At 61.7% G+C, this 20421-nt stretch carries 15 protein-coding genes; 5 read left to right on the top strand and 10 right to left on the bottom strand.

Annotated features, from left to right (window positions below):
- The first annotated feature begins 451 nt into the window (after nt 1–451).
- Nucleotides 452–721: a hypothetical protein gene (locus AC07VF_RS21945; protein ID WP_282366282.1), complete on the top strand. Its 270-nt coding sequence runs from the start codon at nt 452–454 to the stop codon at nt 719–721.
- Nucleotides 722–1282: 561 nt separating this feature from the next.
- Here the strand turns inward: AC07VF_RS21945 and AC07VF_RS21940 are convergent.
- Entirely contained in the window at nt 1283–1441 is a 159-nt protein-coding gene (locus AC07VF_RS21940; RefSeq protein ID WP_020290439.1) for a DUF3309 family protein, read from the bottom strand.
- 448 nt (nt 1442–1889) lie between these two features.
- Between AC07VF_RS21940 and AC07VF_RS21935 the strand changes: the two genes are divergently transcribed.
- The 3 genes from AC07VF_RS21935 (at nt 1890) to csrA (ending at nt 3505) form a co-directional block, all read left to right on the top strand.
- The gene (locus tag AC07VF_RS21935; RefSeq protein ID WP_463582480.1) at nt 1890–2702 is read left to right on the top strand and encodes an SDR family oxidoreductase; all 813 of its coding nucleotides are present in this window, start codon (nt 1890–1892) and stop codon (nt 2700–2702) included.
- A 72-nt stretch (nt 2703–2774) separates the two neighbouring features.
- Complete coding sequence (locus AC07VF_RS21930; protein ID WP_108122002.1) at nt 2775–3107, top strand: YnfA family protein; 333 nt, start codon at nt 2775–2777, stop codon at nt 3105–3107.
- 200 nt (nt 3108–3307) lie between these two features.
- The gene (gene csrA, locus AC07VF_RS21925) at nt 3308–3505 is read left to right on the top strand and encodes a carbon storage regulator CsrA (protein WP_495010066.1); all 198 of its coding nucleotides are present in this window, start codon (nt 3308–3310) and stop codon (nt 3503–3505) included.
- Nucleotides 3506–3549: 44 nt separating this feature from the next.
- On the opposite strand, the gene AC07VF_RS21920 is transcribed toward csrA, so the two are convergent.
- The 9 genes from AC07VF_RS21920 to mnmC form a co-directional block, all read right to left on the bottom strand.
- A complete protein-coding gene (locus tag AC07VF_RS21920; protein ID WP_065986890.1) occupies nt 3550–3780 on the bottom strand; it encodes a YheU family protein in 231 nt (76 codons plus the stop codon).
- A gap of 64 nt (nt 3781–3844) precedes the next feature.
- On the bottom strand, nt 3845–5029 hold the full coding sequence (locus AC07VF_RS21915; RefSeq protein ID WP_192170963.1) for an osmoprotectant NAGGN system M42 family peptidase: 1185 nt from the start codon (nt 5027–5029) through the stop codon (nt 3845–3847).
- Nucleotides 5030–5156: 127 nt separating this feature from the next.
- On the bottom strand, nt 5157–6905 hold the full coding sequence (gene ngg / locus AC07VF_RS21910) for an N-acetylglutaminylglutamine synthetase (RefSeq protein WP_495010067.1): 1749 nt from the start codon (nt 6903–6905) through the stop codon (nt 5157–5159).
- 3 nt (nt 6906–6908) lie between these two features.
- Nucleotides 6909–8681, bottom strand: a complete 1773-nt coding sequence (locus AC07VF_RS21905) for an N-acetylglutaminylglutamine amidotransferase (protein WP_495010068.1) — start codon at nt 8679–8681, stop codon at nt 6909–6911.
- 437 nt (nt 8682–9118) lie between these two features.
- A complete protein-coding gene (locus AC07VF_RS21900; RefSeq protein WP_172611188.1) occupies nt 9119–9346 on the bottom strand; it encodes a hypothetical protein in 228 nt (75 codons plus the stop codon).
- 134 nt (nt 9347–9480) lie between these two features.
- Nucleotides 9481–10563 carry a lipocalin-like domain-containing protein gene (locus tag AC07VF_RS21895; protein ID WP_495010077.1) on the bottom strand — a complete coding sequence of 361 codons (1083 nt, stop codon included), beginning with the start codon at nt 10561–10563 and terminating at the stop codon, nt 9481–9483.
- A gap of 4 nt (nt 10564–10567) precedes the next feature.
- Nucleotides 10568–13048, bottom strand: a complete 2481-nt coding sequence (locus AC07VF_RS21890; RefSeq protein ID WP_423572698.1) for an ABC transporter permease — start codon at nt 13046–13048, stop codon at nt 10568–10570.
- A 1-nt stretch (nt 13049) separates the two neighbouring features.
- Entirely contained in the window at nt 13050–13718 is a 669-nt protein-coding gene (locus tag AC07VF_RS21885) for an ABC transporter ATP-binding protein (protein WP_346625448.1), read from the bottom strand.
- A 149-nt stretch (nt 13719–13867) separates the two neighbouring features.
- Entirely contained in the window at nt 13868–15874 is a 2007-nt protein-coding gene (gene mnmC, locus AC07VF_RS21880) for a bifunctional tRNA (5-methylaminomethyl-2-thiouridine)(34)-methyltransferase MnmC2/FAD-dependent 5-carboxymethylaminomethyl-2-thiouridine(34) oxidoreductase MnmC1 (protein ID WP_495010069.1), read from the bottom strand.
- A 136-nt stretch (nt 15875–16010) separates the two neighbouring features.
- On the opposite strand from mnmC, the gene AC07VF_RS21875 reads away from it, so the two are divergent.
- Nucleotides 16011–20309, top strand: coding sequence for a dermonecrotic toxin domain-containing protein (locus AC07VF_RS21875; RefSeq protein ID WP_495010070.1), 4299 nt, complete (start codon nt 16011–16013; stop codon nt 20307–20309).
- The last annotated feature ends 112 nt before the right edge of the window (nt 20310–20421 follow it).

The following is a 20421-nucleotide window of genomic DNA, read 5'->3' as shown; positions in this document are numbered from 1 at the left end:
CTTCGGCGAGTTACTTGGAAAAGTCGAAAGTCGCACCATCCCCAACTAACCAAGGGTGCTTGCTCCTGGTTGGGCCCCTCCTGCGTCGGGGTTCCTTCACTCCGGTCTCGCTCCGTGGGCCCGCGCCGTACGGACATCCATGTCCGCAACGGCGCTCTCGCCGCATCCATGCGGCTCGGCCCACTCCGCGAGACCTCCGCTCAGCCTGCACCCAAGTCGCGATTGGTGTCGTCTGAACTCTCTGCGTATGAAGATCAAGGTCACAAGCGCGTCCGGTGTAGGACCGGCTTTAGCCGGGAAGGGGCCAGTTCAGGCGCGGGTAAATCTGAGGCAGATGTCATTTTTGCGTTCGGTGCTTAAAAAGATTGAACCGCTTTCAAGCCGCTTCGCCTAATGATCAGCGTGTGGAGATTCCCACAGGCCTTGTGCTAATACCGGCACTCTTTGAGAGGTGGTTAACGTGGCTAAAGACGACAAGAAAACCAAAGGTGAAGCTTCGAAAGCCAGCAAGGATTTGAAGGACAAAAAGTCCTCTCCGGAAAAGAAATCAGCGGCAGCCTCGGCGCTTTCGAAGTCTTCCGACAAGAAAGACGCGAAGAAAGACACCAAGAAAGCGGCTGAGCCAAAAAAAGCTGCAAAGAAGGCGGATAGCAAGCCAGAGAAGGCCAAGAAATCCGACAAGGCAGAAAAAGCCGACAAGCCTGCAAAAAAGAAAAAGTGATAACTGCACTGCGCTAGGGCTTTACGCCCTAGCTTCCTTAGAACGTCCTGTTCGATTGTTGTGAATCCTCACTCCCGCTTATCTCTTAAACGCCCAGTCGCAGCCGCCGACGGGTGAGCGCACGTTTAAAATTTACGGTGTTCACGCCGGCCCCTTCCCGGCTAAAGCCGGTCCCACTAAAAAGCACCGCGGACACCCCTTGGGACCAGTTTCAGCCGGCAAGCTCTTGATCTGCTTTTGATCTTCAAACGCAAAAAGCCCAATCGCCGCCAATCGCGACTTGGGTGCAGGCTGAACGCAGGTCTCGCGGAGTGGGTCGAGCCGCATGGATGCGGCGAGAGCGCCGTCAGGACATGGATGTCCGTTCGGCGCGGGCCCACGGAGCGGGACCGGAGTGAAGGAACCCTGACGAAGGAAGGGCCCAACCAGGAGCACAAGCCCTTGGTTACTTGGGGCTTTATCAAGTAACTCGCCGAAGGCGAAACAGTTCTGCTCCAGCAGAACCGCTTCCATAAAAAAACCGCGCCTAAGCGCGGTTCTTTTTGATGCCAGCCTTAGCAGTTAAATCCTGCCCAGCAATACCAATATCAGCAGGATCACCAGGATCGTACCGATGATGCCCGACGGACCGTAGCCCCAGCTCCGGGAGTGTGGAAATACCGGAAGTCCACCGACCAACAGCAGGATAAGGATGATGATCAGAATTGTGCCGATGCCCATGACGAGTTCCTTCTAGTGTTCTTGGAAGATGGCTGTGCAGTTCAAGAGGTTGCCACGACGGCTAATCATTGTGCTGCTTGATTGATCCGACTGTCGGACCAATCAAAAGGTTCTCAGCTGCCGAAATAAAAAATAACATCTTCAGGAAAGGCCAGGAAAATCATAGGCCTGCGTCTTTAACAAAAGTATTTTCCGTATTCAAATGCTGATTGGAAAAGCGCAAAAAGTACTTCGCCTAGTGTGGAACCAAGCAGTAACTAACCGGTCACCAAGTTCGATGTAACGCGCTTCCCGTTAATCATCCCCCTGCCTAAATACATCCAAAAGAGTGCCCGCCCATTCAAACCATCGGTTTGCCTCCCATATTCAGCGATCTGATGAAGGGTTTGTCGGACAATCTGTCTGTTTACACTCTAGTGACTTCTTAATAACCGACAAGGCGTCTGCTATGCACAATCGCATCATGATCACCGGCGCAGGGTCCGGGCTGGGACGCGAGATCGCGCTGCGCTGGGCGCGCGAGGGCTGGCAGCTGGCGCTGTCGGACGTCAGTGACAGCGGCCTTCAGGAAACCCTGCGCCTGGTGCGCGAAGCGGGAGGGGACGGTTTTGTTCAGCGCTGTGATGTTCGGGACTACAGCCAGCTCACCGCATTCGCTCAGGCCTGCGAACAGAAATTCGGCGGCATCGATGTGATCGTCAACAATGCCGGCGTCGCTTCAGGTGGGTTCTTCGGCGAACTGTCCCTCGAGGATTGGGACTGGCAGATCGCGATCAACCTGATGGGCGTCGTCAAAGGCTGCAAGGCGTTTTTGCCGCTGCTGGAACAGAGCAAGGGCAAGATCATCAACATCGCCTCGATGGCCGCGCTGATGCAGGGCCCGGCGATGAGCAACTACAACGTCGCCAAGGCGGGCGTCGTTGCGCTGTCGGAGAGCCTGCTGATCGAGCTGCGCCAGCAGGAAATCGGCGTGCATGTGGTGTGTCCGTCGTTCTTCCAGACCAACTTGCTGGATTCCTTTCGTGGCCCCACGCCGGCGATGAAAGCCCAGGTCGGCAAGCTGCTGGAAAGCTCGCCCATCAGCGCAAAGGACATCGCCGATTACATCTACCAGCAGGTTGCCAGCGGCGAATTCATGATCCTGCCCCACGAGCAAGGGCGAATGGCCTGGCAGCTCAAGCAGAAAAATCCCCAGTTGCTGTACGACGAGATGGCCAACATGGCGGAGAAGATGCGCGCCAAGGCGAAGTCCGGGAGCTGAGTCAATCGTTCGCCTCGGGTCTTTTCTGATAGGGTTGCCGGCACTTTCCGGCTGACTTGGACGAGGCTCATCGTGCTCAATTACCTGTGGTTCTTCCTCGCTGCGCTGTTCGAGATCGCCGGGTGTTATGCCTTCTGGATGTGGCTGCGCCAAGGCAAGAGCGCACTGTGGGTGATTCCCGCGTTGATCAGCCTGACGCTGTTCGCCGTGCTGTTGACCCGGGTCGAAGCCACTTACGCCGGACGCGCCTACGCGGCGTACGGCGGCATCTACATCATCGCTTCCATTGCCTGGCTGGGCGTTATCGAACGTGTTCGCCCGTTGACGTCTGACTGGATCGGCGTGGGACTCTGCGTCATCGGCGCCACCATCATTCTGTTCGGGCCGCGCTGGTCTGCCGCGTGATCGTCGGTACGCGAGAAAGAACGGACGTCTGCAGGACCTTTCTCTGACGTGCAGGCCGGAAATGCCCGGGCGCGTAGGAAGCGTCTGTCAGCCATGGTCTTGAAGGGTTGAAGGGCGTTACTGATTTTGCTCTGGCGCATTGAAGCGCCGGGACCTGAGCGTCAACCTGCTTCCTCGGTTACAGCCAAGGAGCAGGACGTATGCTGGTATTGACGCGAGAAATCGGCGACACCTTCAACATTGGCGATGACATCACCCTGAGGGTGCTGGGCATCTCCGGCAATGAGGTGCGCCTGGAAATTGATGCACCGCAAAGCGTCAGAATTCATCGGGCAGAAGTTATTCGACGAATCGCCTCACGACTGCAGAACCTGGCCAACCGGGGGCCGGGCAGGTAAGTCCACCTTAGTCGCCATCCAGACGCGGTTGTGGGCGCAGGGGCCTATTCCTCGAAATATTCTTTGGGCACTTCGTGCTTGAGCATCAGCTGACATTGCTGGCTGTCCATGTCGAAGAAGATCACCGCCTGACCCTTGCTCAACGCATGGCGTACCCGCAACACGCGGGTTTCAAGGGGGGTGTCATCGCCATTGTCAGTGCCATCGCGGGTCACGAAGTCCTCGATCAGGCGCGTCAGGGTGTCGGCTTCGAGTTGGTCGTAAGGGATCAGCATAGATTTCTCGGCAATCACAAAAAGTACACGGGGCGGCGATGCTATCGCGCCCCGTGCGGGCAGGCTACCGCTGCCCCACCAACGTATCCACCGATGGCACGCGCGTGTCGCTTTCCATCTGCGCGTCGTGCTCCAGCTGATGGCTGAAATTCTCCAGCGACGCATTGGACGGATGCGCATCGCTGGCGAATACCGGCGGGCTCATGATGTAGGCGGTGAGCAGACGGCTCAGGGTGCTCAGGCTGTCGATGTGCGTGCGTTCATAGCCATGGGTCGCATCGCAGCCGAACGCCAGCAGGGCTGTGCGCGTGTCATAACCGGCAGTGATCGCCGAATGCGCGTCGCTGTAGTAATAGCGGAACAGGTCGCGGCGCACGGACAAGTCGTTTTGCACACCCAGGTGCAGCAGGTGCCGCGACAGATGATAGTCATAGGGACCGCCGGAATCCTGCATCGCCACGCTGACCGCGTGTTCGCTTGAATGCTGGCCGGGCGCAACGGGCGCGATGTCGATACCGACGAACTCGCTCACGTCCCACGGCAGGCTGCCTGCAGCACCGCTGCCGGTTTCTTCGGTAATGGTGAACAGCGGGTGGCAATCGATCAGGGGCTCGACGCCGCTGTCGACGATGGCTTTGAGCGCGGCGAGCAGGGCGGCCACGCCAGCTTTGTCGTCCAGATGGCGAGCGCTGATGTGCCCGCTGTCGGTGAACTCGGGCAACGGGTCGAACGCCACGAAATCGCCGATGTTGATACCCACCGATTCGCAGTCCGCGCGGGTGGCGCTGTAGGCGTCCAGGCGCACTTCAACGTGGTCCCAGCTGATGGGCATGGTGTCGACGGCGGTATTGAACGCATGACCGGACGCCATCAACGGCAGCACGCTGCCGCGAATCACGCCGGTGTCGGTGAACACGCTGACGCGGCTGCCTTCGGCAAAGCGACTGGACCAGCAACCCACCGGGGCCAGGCCCAGTCGGCCGTTGTCTTTCACTTCACGAACGCTGGCACCGATGGTGTCCAGGTGCGCGGAAACGGCACGATCGGGGCTGTTCTGTTTGCCTTTCAACGTGGCGCGGATAGTGCCGCGACGGGTCAGTTCGAACGGAATGCCCAGTTCTTCAAGGCGCTCGGCGACGTAGCGCACGATGGTGTCGGTAAAGCCGGTGGGGCTCGGGATCGCGAGCATTTCCAGCAGGACTTTCTGCAGGTAATTCAGATCCGGTTCAAGGATGTTTGCAGTCGTCATAGGGACCTCAATGTGTGGCGCAGATTAAGCTGAGAGCGGACTCGCTCGCGGGACGGGTCTGGTGTCGACGAATTCGTCGTTCGGCCAGACCTGTCGCGGGCAGGCTCAGGGCTACAGCGGTTGCGCCTTAGCCATGGGCAGGCTGGCTGTGGGGAAACAACAGATCGACGAAACGCTCGGCCGTCGGTTGTGGCTCGTGATTGGCCAGGCCGCAGCGCTCGTTCGCTTCGATAAACACATACTCCGGCTGATCGGCGGCGGGCACCATCAGGTCCAGACCCACCACCGGGATGTCGAGGGCGCGGGCGGCACGCACTGCGGCGTCCTTCAGCACCGGGTGAAGAATCGCGGTGACGTCTTCCAGACAGCCGCCGGTGTGCAGGTTTGCGGTGCGGCGCACGGCCAGACGCTGATCGGCCGGTAACACGCTTTCAAAGCTAAAGCCCGCGTCCTCTACGGTGCGGTGAGTTTCGTCGTCCACCGGAATCTTGCTCTCGCCGCCCGTGGCTGCAGAGCGACGGCGACTTTGCGCCTCGATCAGCTGACCCACGGTGTGACGGCCATCGCCGATGATCTCGGCAGGACGGCGGATGGCCGCAGCCACTACCTCAAAACCAATCACGACGATGCGCAAGTCGAGCCCTTCGTGGAAGCTTTCGAGCAGCACACGGCTGTCGAACTGGCGAGCACGCTCGACCGCCGCCTGGACATCTTCGATCGTACGAAGGTCCACGGCCACGCCCTGACCCTGTTCGCCATCGACCGGCTTGACCACGACGCGCTGGTGTTCCTCGAGAAACGCCAGGTTGTCGTCGCCGTTACCCGCCAGTTGCTGCACCGGCACTTCCAGCCCCGCCGCCTTCAGCGTCTTCTGGGTCATGCGCTTGTCCTGGCATAGCGTCATGCTGACGGCGGTGGTCAGGTCGCTCAACGACTCACGGCAGCGCACCCGGCGGCTGCCATGAATCAGCGTGAACAGTCCGGCCTCGGCATCATCTACTTGCACCTCGATGCCGCGACGATGGGCTTCTTCGACGATGATGCGCGCGTACGGGTTGAAGTCCGCCTGGGGGCCGGGGCCGAGAAACAGCTTCTCGTTGATGCCGTTTTTTCGCTTGATGGCGAAGGTTGGCAGATTGCGGAAGCCCAGCTTGGCGTACAGGCTTTTTGCTTGTTCGTTGTCGTGCAGCACCGACAGATCCAGGTACGCCAGACCCCGGCTCTGGAAGTGCTCGACCAAATGACGCACCAGCACTTCGCCGACGCCAGGCCGTGTGCATTGCGGATCAACCGCCAGGCACCACAGGCTGCTGCCGTTTTCGGGATCGTTGAACGCCTTTTGGTGATTCAGGCCCATGACGCTACCGATCACGGCGTTGGTAGTCTCGTCTTCGGCAATCCAGTAGACCGGGCCGCCCTGGTGCCGAGGCGTCAGCAGGGCAGGGTCAATGGGCAACATGCCACGGGCGATGTACAAATTGTTGATCGAGTTCCAGTCGCCCTCGCTTTGTGCTCGGCGAATCCTGAAACCACGAAATACGCGCTGGGCCGGGCGGTAGTCGCTGAACCACAGGCGCAGCGTGTCTGACGGATCGAGAAACAACTGTTGCGGCGATTGCGCCAGCACCTGTTGCGGTGCGGCGACATACAGGGCGATGTCGCGCTCGCCCTGCTTTTCGTTGAGCAACTCTTGCGCGAGGGACGCCGGGTCGGGGTAAGTGTGGCCAATCAGCAGCCGTCCCCAGCCGCAATGCAGAGCCAGCGGTTCTGTCTCAGGCGTGCTGCCGTCTTCGGCAAGGCGAGCCTGCAAGCGCTCGTACGACGGCGCCTGGCCGCGCAACAAACGCTGGTTATGAATCGAAGCGTTGGCTCTCATCGGTCAGAGTCCTTGTTCGCTGAGCCACAGGTTCAGCGCTGCGAGCTGCCACAGCTTGGAGCCGCGCAGGGGCGTCAGTTGACCCTGTGGATCGGTGAGCAGTTTGTCGAGCATGACCGGGTTGAACAGGCCACGGTCCTGGCTTGGATCGAGCAGCAGATCGCGGACCCAGTTCAGCGTATCGCCTTCCAGATGCTTGAGGCCCGGCACCGGGAAATAACCTTTCTTGCGATCGATGACTTCGGACGGAATCACCAGGCGCGCAGCTTCCTTGAGCACCTGCTTGCCGCCGTCCGGCAACTTGAAGCGGCCAGGCACTCGTGCCGACAGCTCGACCAGTCGATAGTCGAGGAACGGGGTGCGTGCTTCGAGGCCCCAGGCCATGGTCATGTTGTCGACGCGTTTGACCGGGTCATCCACCAGCATGACCGTGCTGTCCAGTCGCAGGGCTTTGTCCACGGCGGCATCAGCGCCCGGCATCGCGAAATGCTCGCGCACGAAATCACCGGCTGCGTCGTTCGCCGTCAGCCATTTCGGCGTAACGGTCTCGGCGTATTCGGCGTAACTGCGGTCGAAGAACGCATCGCGGTAGGCGGCGTATGGGTCATTGGCGCCGTCCACTTGCGGGTACCAGTGATAGCCGGCGAACAACTCGTCTGCGCCCTGACCGCTCTGGACCACCTTGCAGTGCTTGGCCACTTCGCGGGACAGCAGGTAAAAAGCGATGCAGTCGTGGCTGACCATCGGCTCGCTCATTGCACGGAAGGCGGCGGGCAGTTGCTCGATGATTTCGCTTTCCTTGATGCGCAGTTGATGGTGGTTGGTGCCGTAGTGTTTGGCAATCAGGTCCGAATACTGGAACTCATCGCCGCGTTCGCCGCCGGCATCCTGAAAGCCGATGGAGAAGGTGGACAGATCCTTCACGCCCACTTCACGCAGCAGACCGACCAGCATGCTCGAGTCAACGCCGCCGGACAGCAGCACGCCAACGTCCACCGCAGCGCGTTGACGAATGGCAACGGCTTCGCGCGTGCTGTCGAGCACACGGTCGCGCCAGTCTTCGAGGGTCAGATTTGCTTCGTCGGCACGCGGGCCATAGGGCAGGGTCCACCAGACTTTCTGCTCGGCCTTGCCTTCGGCGCTCACGCGCATCCACGACGCCGGCGGCAGTTTTTCCACACCGGCCAGCAACGTGCGCGGCGCAGGCACCACGGCGTGGAAGTTCAGGTAATGATTGAGCGCGACCGGGTCGAGCATCGGGCTGATGTCGCCGCCTTTGAGCAACGCTGGCAGCGCGGATGCAAAACGCAGGCGCTTGTCGGTGCGCGACAGGTACAGCGGCTTGACGCCGAGACGGTCGCGGGCGATGAACAGGCTTCTGTTGTCGCGCTCCCAGATGGCGAACGCGAACATGCCGTTGAGCTTGGGCAGCATGTCAGCGCCCCAGGCGTGGTAGCCCTTGAGCAGCACTTCGGTGTCGCCGCCGGAGTGGAACTGGTAGCCAAGGCTTTCGAGCTCGGCACGCAGTTCCGGGAAGTTGTAGATCGCGCCGTTGAAGGCCAGGGACAGGCCCAGGTGGCTGTCGATCATCGGCTGTGCCGAGCCGTCCGACAGGTCCATGATTTTCAATCGACGGTGGCCGAGGGCAATCGGCCCCTGGCTGTGAAACCCCCACGCATCCGGGCCGCGAGCCGCGAGATGATGGGTGATACGTTCTACTGCGGCGAGATCCGCAGGTTGATTGTCAAAGCGTAGTTCGCCAGCTAATCCGCACATCTGTCCTAAACCCTTTATGTTTTCGGCGTGTTTGGCGTTACTGGGATTGCGCGGCGATAGATGCCGGGTTCATTCCGGGCATCAGGCGCATGATTGCGTACATATGGCGCGTGTCGTACATCCTGCGCTGTCTAATTCCGAGCCTGCGCAATGCACTCAGCCAGTAACGATTCGGCCCTGTCCCGGCGCGGATATACAGCCCTGACACGAGCCCGCTTCCTATCGGCGCGAACACGTCATCAGGGCGCGCTGCCGTCAGCGGCCTAGCTTTATCGAGTACCAGCAGGCGTGGATCGTTCAATAAAAAAACATTGCAAGGGAGGGAGGTGTGGCCGGGTTTTTAATCACCGACGACGTTTTTCGTGGGGTGTCGACTCGCTCATAGGTGCAAGAAGCGCTGCCCACGTAACGGCTGGGAAGCGCATCACTCGCCCGACTCAACGCGAGCGGTTGGCGATCCGTAAAGCTGCGGTTTTGATGTACCTCACCGAGTTGGCGAGGTTACCGGCATGACTTTCGAGGAGCATGAGGTCCTCTTGTCGACACACAACTTTTTGAGCCTTGAGGTAAATGGCATGGCCTTCGAGAAATTGCGACAGAGAGTCAAAGTAGGCAGCAGAATCTTCGAGATCCAGCTGCATATCTTTCAAGCTTAGTGTAGACATCGAGGCTCCAGACGCTATTGAAGCAGGCGTCCTGGCCTGACGGGGTTGGGTATTTAGTTCACTGTCCGATGCTTTGTTTATCGGCAGCCGTCAGGAAACTTTAGATGATTATTAGGGTCTGGCCCGGCGGCGTGTCAGTAGCCCGTCATCTCCAGATACCCCACACCCTCATGGGTACCGCTCAGGGTGACCGGCCCTTCCCAGTAGGGAATCTGCAAATTCATCCACGCTTGGGGGTTCAGTGCTTCGACAGCGATGTCCACAGCCTTGGACGGTATTTTCACCGACCAGCGCGTGGGCATGTCGCGGCCGTCGACGTCAGTGGTGTCTTCCGGCGCCAGTTCTATGTCCTTCGCCGCCAGTTGTTCGGTGCTGCCATCGGCGTTGATCCATGTCCCAGTCAAGTACGGCTCGCCGTCCTTTTGCCGCATGCGATAGAGCATGACTTCGGTGCCATCACCCAGATGCAGTGAGAACCAGTCCCAGCCCGTCTGATTATCGGTGAGCGGCTGGCTGCTCCACTCCCGGTCCAGCCACGCGGGCCCGGACACCTGATAGGTTTTGCCGTCGATCTCGAGGCTGCCGTCCGCCTGAAAAAACGGCTGGCTGTAGTAGTACGACGCCTGACCCTGCTCGGACTTCTGACTGAAGCCCTGTTTGCCTTGCAACACCAACGGCTTCGTGGCTTTCAGGTGCAGGCGATAGTTGAACTGCGGACTGCTGGCCTGCAACTGCATGTCCGCCAGCGGGTCATCGGTGGCAGATTGGCTGGTGAAGGACCAGTCATCTATCCAGGCTGCGAACGGTGCCAGCGTCACCCCGGCCTGCTGCACGCCGCCTCGGGCGTAGCGTTCCGCTGCGAAATGATCGTCCTGGGACGTCACGGCGGCGTGGCCCATCCACAGATTGCGGTTATTCCAGCCAGACCCATCGCCTTGCAGCCCTTTCGCGCGGGGGAGGGCATTGCGAAACAGGGTCCATTGCACGCCAAACGACTGGCCGTCGGCATCCTTGAGGTTGGCGGTGATGTACCACCACTCGATGCGGAAATCATCGTGGGGGCCATGATCGTCGGGAAACACGAAGCGCTTGTCCGGCGTTACCTGTGCGTAACTTGAGGCGTCGTCGGCAAGGCCTGCGAAGCCTTTTTCTTCCTCGGGTTTGTCGTCGCAGCCGCTCAGCAGGGTGACGAGCAACAGGCCAACGAGCAGTAGCAGGGCTTTAACCTTCATTGGCGAAAGTCCTCAGCAAATCGGCGGGGCGGGTGCGGTACAAACGGTAGAGCGGCCATGCCGAGGCCAGCAGTGTGGCGAGCATCGCCAGCAGCGTGAGGCGCAACAGCTGCATCGGGAACACCTGCAGCGGCAGGCGCCAACCGAAGGCTTGCACGTTGATCACTGCGTCCAGACACCACGCCAGCAACAGCCCCAGCGGAATTGCCAGCACCAGCGTCAGCACCGCCAGGAGCCAGGTCTGCGCCAGATTGAGCAGCATCAATTGCCGCCGCGTCACGCCCAGCGCCCACAGCGGCGCCAGTTGTGCGAGGCGGCTCTGGCTCTGGGTGAGGAGACTGATGAACAGCGCGACGCCGGCCACCATCAAGGTCAGGCTGTTCAACGCGGCCGTGGCGGCGAAGGTGCGTTCGAAGACCTGCTGCGACCAGGCCTTGAGCTGAATCTGATCGACGATGCGGTTGTCGTCGATGGTGAATTTGTTGTGCAGCACCCTCAGCAGTTGCGGGATGGCGTGGGGATCGATGCGCAGATTGAAACGGTTGGGCGTCAGCTGCGGCCAGTGCTTGAGCAGGTGGTCGGCATTCACCAGCATGTGGCCCTTGGGATTGCCGTAATCGGCATAAATGCCAACGACCCGCAGCGGCCACGGCCCGTCCGGCGCCGGCAGTTTCACTTCATCGCCAACGCTGACATCCAGACGGCGGGCCAGTTGTTCGCTGAGCATCAGCGTGTCTTCCTGCGCCAGTTGCTTCCAGGCATCGCCGCTCGCCGATTCCAATAGTGGCCAGTGCTGGCGATAGTGCGGATGGTCGATGACGCCATACAGCTCGGCCGGCCAGCCATGCAGCTGCAGCGACACCTGCCAGTTGGGCAGCACCGCCGAGGTCAGCGGCTGCTGACTCAACCACTGCTGCAACGGCGCGGCTTGGGCGGGATTCTGCGGATTGATGTAAAGCTCGGCGCTAAGGCGTTGCTCCAGCCAGTGGGTGAACGTCTGGCGGAACCCCGACGTCATGCTACCCGCGCCGATGTTTGCTGCCATCGCCAGAAGTAAGGCCATGAGCGCCAGGCTCAGGGCCGGCAATTGTTGTCGGCAGTCAGCGAGAAACCACTGACCCAGCACCGAACGGCTCCTGCCCAACAGTGCGTTGAGCAGCAGGTTGAGCAGCACCGGAAGGCCCAGCGCCGCACTCAATAACAGGCTGGCCATCAACACGAAGCCCAGCGCCAGGCTGTCGCCAAACAGCGCGGCCGATACTGCAATCAACGCCGAAATCCCGGCAACCCAGCCCTGGCGTCGCAGCCATTTGGCGTGGGTTTCGTGCCATGCCTGGGCATTGGCCAGCGCCAGCAAGGGCAGACGCGCCGCGCGCAGCAGGCTGCTGGCGCCCGCGAGAAACGCGCCGAGCAGACTGACGCCCAATCCGCTCAGCCACCACCAGACGCTCAGGTTCAGGTGGCCCGCGACTTCAGCGCCGTACAGCCCGCGCAGACTCGCCGCAACATCGGGCAACAGCGCGCTCGCCAGCCAGTAGCCACTGATGACGCCGGCGATGCCGCCGAGCAAGGCCAGCACCCCGAGCTCGACCACCAGACTCACCATCAACCCACGTGCGCTGACCCCGCAGGCACGCAGATTGCGCAGCAGCCCGCGACGCTGTTCCAGTGCGAGACCAATGGCCGCGTGCACGATGAACAGCCCGACTACGAACGAGAGAAAACCCAGCGCGTCGAGGTTCAGGTGGAAGCTCTCGGTGAGCCTGCCCAGGTCGTTGTCTTCGCCGCTTTTGCGCAGCACCAGTTCGCCGTTCAGCTCGGCCGGCAGGGGGGGAGCGTTTTCGGCAAAATCCTTGGGCAGCACCAGCCGCGAGATCTGATTGGGCTGGTTGAGCAGTTGCTGGGCGAAACCGATGTCCATGAGCAGTACACCCGGCGCCATGTCGGTTTTCCCACGCAGTGGCGGCAGCACCTTGCCGGAGTCGATGACCGGCTGCTGGCCTTCATGAAGACCGAGGGCCGCGAGGGTCTGCGGGGAAATCCAGGTGGTGCCGGGAGGGGTGAAGAAGTCGACGATCTGCGCGGTGTCCAGCGATTGCCCGGCCAGCGCGGTGTTCACCGGCAGTGAGACTGGCTCGATGCCGAGCACGGTCAGGCGCTGCTCCGGCGCTTCCTTCAGGGTGACGCGTCCGCGGAGTGCGGGGGAGACCGGCCATCCCGCCCGGCGCAATGTCACGAACAGGTCCTGGGAAAAGTTGGCGCCGTTGGGCGAGACCAGGATCTTCTGCGGCTCGCCACCGATCATCTGACTGGCTTTGGCGTAGCTTTCACGGGCCTGACTGTTCAGGGCCTGCACGCCGGTCAGCAGGCTGGTCGCCAGCCACAGGCCGGTCAGCACGCTGAAAAACTGCACGGGATGGCGCCGCCAGTGGCTGAGCAGCGCTTTCAACGTCCAGTAGAAGACAGACATCTCAGCGTTCGCCTTCGCTGACCAGCCGACCCAGATGCAGCACGGCCTGACGCTGCAATCGTGCCGCCACCCTCGGGCTGTGGGTCACCATCAACAGGCTGGTCGTGCTGTCGCCGAGGAGGTCCAGCAACAGTTGCAGCACTTCATCGCTGGTGGCTTCGTCGAGGTTGCCAGTGGGTTCGTCAGCGAGCAGCAGGGCCGGGCGAGACGCGAGAGCCCGGCCAATCGCAACGCGCTGCTGCTGGCCGCCGGAAAGCTGTTCGGGGTAGCGCTTGAGCAGCGCGCCCAAACCCAGCCGCTCGGTGAGTTCGGTCTGCCATTCGGGCTGGTAGCGCCCGGCCAGACGCGCCTGGAACGCCAGGTTGTCTTCGACCTTCAGGCTGCCGATCAGGTTGAACTGCTGGAACACCAGGCCGATTTCCGTACGCCGCCAGTTGGCCAACTGCGCTTCGTTCATCTGGTCGAGACGCTGCCCGGCGACCTCGATGCTGCCCTTGTCGACGTGGTCCAGACCGGCCACCAGATGCAGAAGCGTGCTCTTGCCGCTGCCGGACTCGCCCATCAACGCCAGACTGCCGCCCTGATCCAGTTGCAGGTCCGCGCCACGCAAAACGGCCAATGGGCCCTGGGCCGTGGCATAGCTTTTGAACACACCCTGGACTTGCAGCATCGACACGCACCTGAATGGAGGGATGGGCTGGAGGATAACGGTTTGGCCGGAGCCGATGTAGCTGGCGAAGCAGTGGATCTTCGGCAGGAGCAAGAAGTTGCGTCGGATAGCGGCGACGGGCGCCTGGACAGCCGATACCGCAGGCCTCTCTATTTCCCGCGAATCAGCCCGCGCAGCGCGAATCGGTTGGGATGACAGGCTTCGGCCACGCTTCGCGGCAGCGGCAGAGGTTCGTCATCCAGCCAGGCGGCAATCAGTTCGCCGGACAGCGGCGCAGTGATCAGACCGCGAGAGCCGTGACCGCTGTTGACGTACAGCCCGGCGAGCCATGGGCACTCGGTATCCGGCGTCTGGCGCGCATCCTTGCGCAGCACGGCGTACGTTTCAAGAAACGCCGCCCGATCTGCCAGCGGCCCGACGATGGGCAGGTAATCCGGGCTGGTGCAGCGAAACGCGGCGCGACCTTGCAGATCCTCCGCTGGCAGCGCGGTGGCGTTCAGCCGCTGGGTCAGGTCCTCGGAGATCTCCCTTAGCAGTTCGAGATTGCCGAGATGTTCGGCCGTATTCGGCGTCAGGTCATCGCTGTTGAAGGCGAAGCTTGCCCCCAGCGTGTGTTCGCCGCCGCGCGCAGGCGCCACGTAACCCTCGGCGCACACGACAGTCGTCAACGCGCGGCTTTCGGGGGTTGCAGCCAGTCGGGTAATCTGCCCGCGAATACGCTTGAGGGGCAGGTCAGCGCTGGCCGGGAAGCGTTTGACTTCGGCTGCGCCCGCCAACACGACGACGGGAGCAGAAGCCAGCAGACGCTCGCCATCCCACGCCTGCCACAGCGCCCCGTCCCGCCGCAGCTCGATCACGTCATTGTGGGTCAGCAGTTTGATGTTGCTTGCGCTGGCCTGATCGCGACACAACGCCGGCGGATGCACCCAGCCACCTTGGGGGTAAAACAAACCGCCGCTCTTCAATACCACACCCGCCCGTGACTCGGCGTCAGCCCGGTCCAGCACATGCAGCAGATCCTCGGGGAACGCCGCCGCCAGTTGCGCCTGCCGCGCTTGCTCTTTCTCGTCGAAGGCAAGCTGCAGCACGCCGCAATCGTCCCAGTCGATGCCCCGTTGCAGGCGTTCCAGCAAACGGCGGGTGTGACCAAATCCGCTCAAGATCAGCTGCGACAACGGGGTGCCGTGGGCCGACAGCTTCAGATAGAGCACGCCTTGCGGATTGCCCGATGCTTCTTGCGCCAAATCCCCGTGACGTTCCAGCAGACTGACGTGCCAACCGCGCGCTGCAAGACTTGACGCAGTGGCGCAGCCGGCCAGGCCTGCGCCGATTACCAACGCCGTGCGCGGGCCGTCCGGTGACGTCGGCCGGGCAAACCAGGGTTTGGCGCGCGGAGGCGTTGGCACATCTTCGGGCCAACCGATGAAGCGGCCTTTGAGCACTTCCCACTTATGCCCGATCCCCGGCACGCGCTTCATCTTGAAACCGGCTGCGTTCAATGCCCGGCGCACCCAGCCCGTGCTGGTAAAGGTGCCGATGGTCGAGCCCGGTGCCGCCAGCCGCGCCAGCTCTGCGAAGAGTTCGGGCGTCCACATTTCCGGGTTTTTCGCGGGGGCGAAACCGTCGAGAAACCAGGCGTCGATCTGTCCGTCCAGCTGCGGCAGCATGTCCAGCGCATCGCCAACCAGCAAGGTCAGGGTCACGCGGCCGCCCTCGAAGACCCAGCGCTGGAAGCCCTGATGCACCGCCACGTATTGATCCAGCAACTGATCCGCTTGCTCCTTGAGCTCGGGCCACAAATTCAGCGCGCGTTCCAGATCGGCACGGGTCAACGGGTATTTTTCGACGCTGACGAAATGCAGGCGGGCGTCTGCCACTGCGCTGGCATTGAACAGCTGCCAGGCGCACAGGAAATTCAACCCAGTACCAAACCCGGTTTCGCCGATCACCAGCCGACCACCCGCCGGTAACGCAGCAAAGCGCTCGGGCAGCTCGTTCTGGGTCAGGAACACATGGCGGGTTTCATCCAGGCCCGATCCGGTCGAGAAATAAACGTCGGCGAACACCCGTGAATGCGGATTGCCGTGTTCGTCCCAGTCGATCTGGGCGTGGGCAATCTGGTCATCGGCGATCTGGGTGTGGTCAGTGCTGGTCATGTTCGGCTCGGGGCGGGCGAGGTGGCGATGGTACTCCAGCGTCCGGGGAGGCGTGCACTACATATGTATGCCACTTTGAGGGTGCGTTCCTGTTTATCTATGCGCCTTTGATCACACGCAGAAACAAGGACGTCACATGAACACCGCCAGTCAGGCTCTTACGACTTCATTCATCCAGGACACGCTGCCGCAATGGTTCATCCAGGCGACCCCGGCAATGCGCGATGCCCTGCGTCAGGACATGACCCTCGCGCAGGCCGCTCGGGAAAACCTCAAGCAGGTGTTCCAGCGCATTCAGGACCTGCCGTCATTTGCGCGGCCGTTGCTGACCCAGGCCCTGGACGCCGAATTCGGTCCGGGTCTCGATGTCGACCGCGACCGCTTCTTCCACGCCAGATTCCAGCGCGACTGGCTGACCGGTCGTGCTTCGCCTCAGGGTTCCAGCACACGTTCGCTGCTGGCCGCCGCCCTGCAAAATTTCGAAGCGGTCGAAGCGACGGACGCTGATCGTGAAAGCACCTCGGCAATCATTGGCGGCACGCCGGACACATCGGCGCGGCCGGAAGCCGTTCATCCATCAAGGGTTAGTCCCGGTCGCTTCATCGAACTGTGCCGCCGGCTTGACCTGGGCGGCCAGTATCAACGGCACTTGCATCATGTGTTGCACCCCGTCGCGAGGCCGGACGTCCCCGGGAGTCTGGACAGCAATGACATCAAGTCGCGCATTATCGAGCACGCCCGTCTGACCTTGCGGGTCGACTCCCACATCGCACGCCTCAAGGGCTCTATTGATGAGGCGCAGTACCAGAGGCTGCTGCAGCTCGACGCCTACGGCCCCGCGCATCAGGTGTCCACCCTGCAACTGCTGGGCTACAAATTGCGCGGCCCGCTGTTATTCAAATCCACCGAGCAGACGCGTTGCGTGGTGTACCTGCCTGGGGAAGCCAGTGGCGCAATCCAGTCCTACCCCTCGTTGGAACATTTCACACAGGCGCTGCGGACCAAACTGCGCTCCGAGGCGTATCAACGCTACTTCGATCGCTTCATTCCCGAGCGCAGCAAAGGCGCTTTCTTCAAACGCTTGCACGAGCGCCTGGCGCCCCACGTCCTGCACAGCGTCGCCCGTGGCAAAGGTTTTCACCGACAGCTGATCAGCGTTTCGGAAGTGGATCAGAATGCGTTCCTCGACCTGGAAGCCATCGATATGGGCGGCGCGCTGGGTGATGTTTTCTATCTTCATCAACTGCTGCGACTGAAGGATGACGCTCGCGTGCTCGCCGTCCCCACCGACGACGAGGACCAGAAAACCCGCGACCAGCGCCTCGCTGACTGGCTGAACTACGGCTTGGATGCACTGAATATCGCCGCGCTGTTCGTTCCCGGTCTGGGCGAAGTCATGATGGTTGTCGCGGGGGCGCAATTGCTCGACGAGACATTCGAAGGCATTGAAGCGTGGCGCCATGGCGACATGGATGAAGCGCTGGACCACTTGGGCAATGTCGCGGAAAACCTGGCATTCATGGGGGCGCTGGGTGTCGCAGGTGCCGTGACCGGCGCAATGGCGGCAGAGGCCGGTGGGTCGCAGCCACCATCGTTCATCAAACGTAGCGTTCCCGCCCGAAACGCTGCAGGTGGCCTACGCCTGACCGACGTGAGCGTGGCTTTGCGTCGTTTGCATCCGGAACTCGCGGACATCGACGACAACACCGTCGGCCGAATAATGGCAGTGAGCGGGGTAGATGAAGAGCATCTGGCCGCACTGCACATCGCCAATCAATCTGCACCCGCAGCGCTGCTCGATACCGCCAAGCGTTTTCGCCTGAGTCAGCAGGCGGCAGACTCAGCCGACGCCTTCAACGCGGCGTACCTCGCCAGCGAGCAGTCGAGCGATCCGCTGATCGTACTGCTCAGACGGGATTTCCCGTCCCTCACGTTGGCGGCAGGCCAGGAGCTGATCGCTGAAACCGCCAGCGAACAGAAACTGGCCATGCTGGACACTCAACGCATTCCGCTCGAAGCGGCCGGAAAGGTCCGTGGGCATCTGCGTCAGACCCGCATGAACCGAGCGCTGGAGGGTTTCTTTCTGACGCCCAGCACGGCCAACGCCGATCTCCAGCGCCTGACGGTGCGCAGCCTTGAAACATTCCCGGGATGGCCCGCTGACCTTCGCATCGAACTGAGGGAGGGCAGCACCACCGGGCCTTTGCTGGACAGCATTGGCGCCAAGAGTGCCTCGCAATGCCGTGTGTTGATCAAGGGCGACAAAGGCTTTCAGGTAGCGGGCACCGAGGAGTCGGAGAAAAGGGTCAGCCTGTTTGCCGCGATCTTGCGTGCGCTGCCAGAGAGCAGTCGTCAGACGATGGGGTTCAACAGCCCGGAAACGGGCGCACGGGCCTTCAAGCGTCGCATTTTTAATTGGGTCCGGTCGCAGCCGGAGTGGGCGGCGGAGCAGTTGGGGCAATGGACGTTACCGACCGGGTTCAGGCCGCCGCAGCGTTTGCTTGACGGGCGCATCGGCTACCCACTCAGCGGGCGCGGTGTGCCTGTGGCTGACAGCGCGGTTCATCAGCAATTGCTCCAGGCAATGGCGCAGCTCTACCCGGAGAGTCTCGAGATGACGGAGCAGGTGCGTGGCATGGCCCGGCGGGGGCGATCACTGGAGCAACTGCTGCACGCGACGCGCGCTCGTGCTGTGGCCTATGACCAGTTGCACGTGAGCCTGATCGCCTGGGCGGAAGCCGACGATATCAGCGTGCTGCTCAATGACGGTGAACGTCTGGCGCGGCGTCGGGTGGCCAACGCGCTGGGTCGGGCCTGGCGCTACAGCCATGCTGATGCGCCACGGGGTACGCGCTGGCTGACGCTTGAGTTCCTGACAATGCCGGAATTGCCGCCCTTGCAAAGTTTCTATGGGGACATCACACAGATCGAGCTCAATAACGTGCAGTTTGATACCAACGCTGCCAATGCGTTTCTGGCGAACTTTCCGAACATGACCCACTTGAACGTGCGCGGAAGCTTCACCGAGCTCCCGAGTGTGTTACCGCAGTTTGAGTCCCTGCAGCACCTTTCGCTGGAGAACATGCAATGGCCCCTGGGCCAGCCTGCCATGGACACACTGATGGACATCCCCGCGCTGAATTCCCTGAGTCTGGCCGGCAGCCAGTTGGGTGAATTCACCGACACCAGCCGCCTGAGCCTGTCGACCTTGTGGATTAACAACACCGGCCTTACCCAGTGGCCTGAATGGACCGATTCGCTGGGCCTTGGCGAGCTGGACATCAGTGACAACCAGATCACCGACATCCCTTCCGACGTGATCGAAAACTCAAGGGATGATGGCCAGCACACGGTGATCTACGCCTACAACAACCCGTTCAACCGCCAGGACCTTGAGGATTACTGGCGCAACGACACCGGCTACGGTCATCGCTATCAGCTCGATTACGACTTTCCCGAAGACATCCGCGAGATCCACGTCGAAGGCGCGCCGATGGACACAGACTCTGAGCCATCTGATGACGAGTCCGCGTCTCATGGTCACCGCTCTGGTCCGAGCGCGGGTGCTGCCAGACCCTCGGCGCAGGTATGGTTGCGCACGGGGGAAGATGTGTTGAATCAGCGGTTGCTGGCAGCGTGGACGCAGGTCGAACAGGCCGCCGATGCGCCTCATCTGCTGGTGTTGTTGCAGCGTTTGAGGGAAACCCCGGACTTCCGCCAGTTCCATGCCGAGCTTGCCAGTGAAGTGCTCACTGTTCTGGAAACAGCTGCGCAGGATGCCGGGTTGCGCGGGCAGATCGAGGTCATGGCCAACGACCGCTTGTTCGGCGCCAACCAGACCTGTCAGGACGGGGCACGCCTGATCTTCAGCGACATCCAGGTCGCGGTTTACAGCCATGGTGCGCTGCGGGGCGTTGCAGAAAGCCAACGCACGGACGCCTTGCTGGGTGTCCTGCGTCAGCTTTTTCGCCTCAACGAAGTGCAGGCGATTGCGGATGCGGAGATTGCCCGGCGCGAAAGCCTGGGGATGGCGCTGGATCATGCCGAGGTGCGACTGGCCTACCGCGTCGGGCTCGCGGATGAACTCGGGCTGCCCGGTCAGCCTTACCGCATGGTCTGGGCGCGTCTGGCGGCGGTCGACCGTGGGGCATTGCTGGACGCTCGTCGCCAGGTGCTGGAAGCGGAACGCGGCCCGGCTTTCCTGCACTTTGCCGTCGGTGACCAGCAGTGGAACGCGCGGTTGCGCTCCGAGCATGCGCCCGCGCTGGCTTTGGCCACTGAATCAGTGCGCGCACGCATGGCCGCCCTGGAAGAGCATCCGCCAACCGATCCTGACGAGTACCACCGACAGGGCCTGGCCCTCATCGCCGAACGCGATGCGGCCGAGGCGCTGATGCTCACGCAGTTGACCGATCTGTACCGCGCGGGCTGGTAATTTGCTGAACAAGGTGGCACTCCCACGGTGCCGCCTCGTTACACCTGCAACCGAATGTTTCCCGCTGCAGTGATCCATCGCAGCGGTTGGCGGTCATAACCTGCATCGGCGC

This window comes from Pseudomonas sp. GW821-FHT02H06 (genome assembly GCF_059421525.1).
This window is presented reverse-complemented; position numbering and strand designations above follow the sequence as displayed.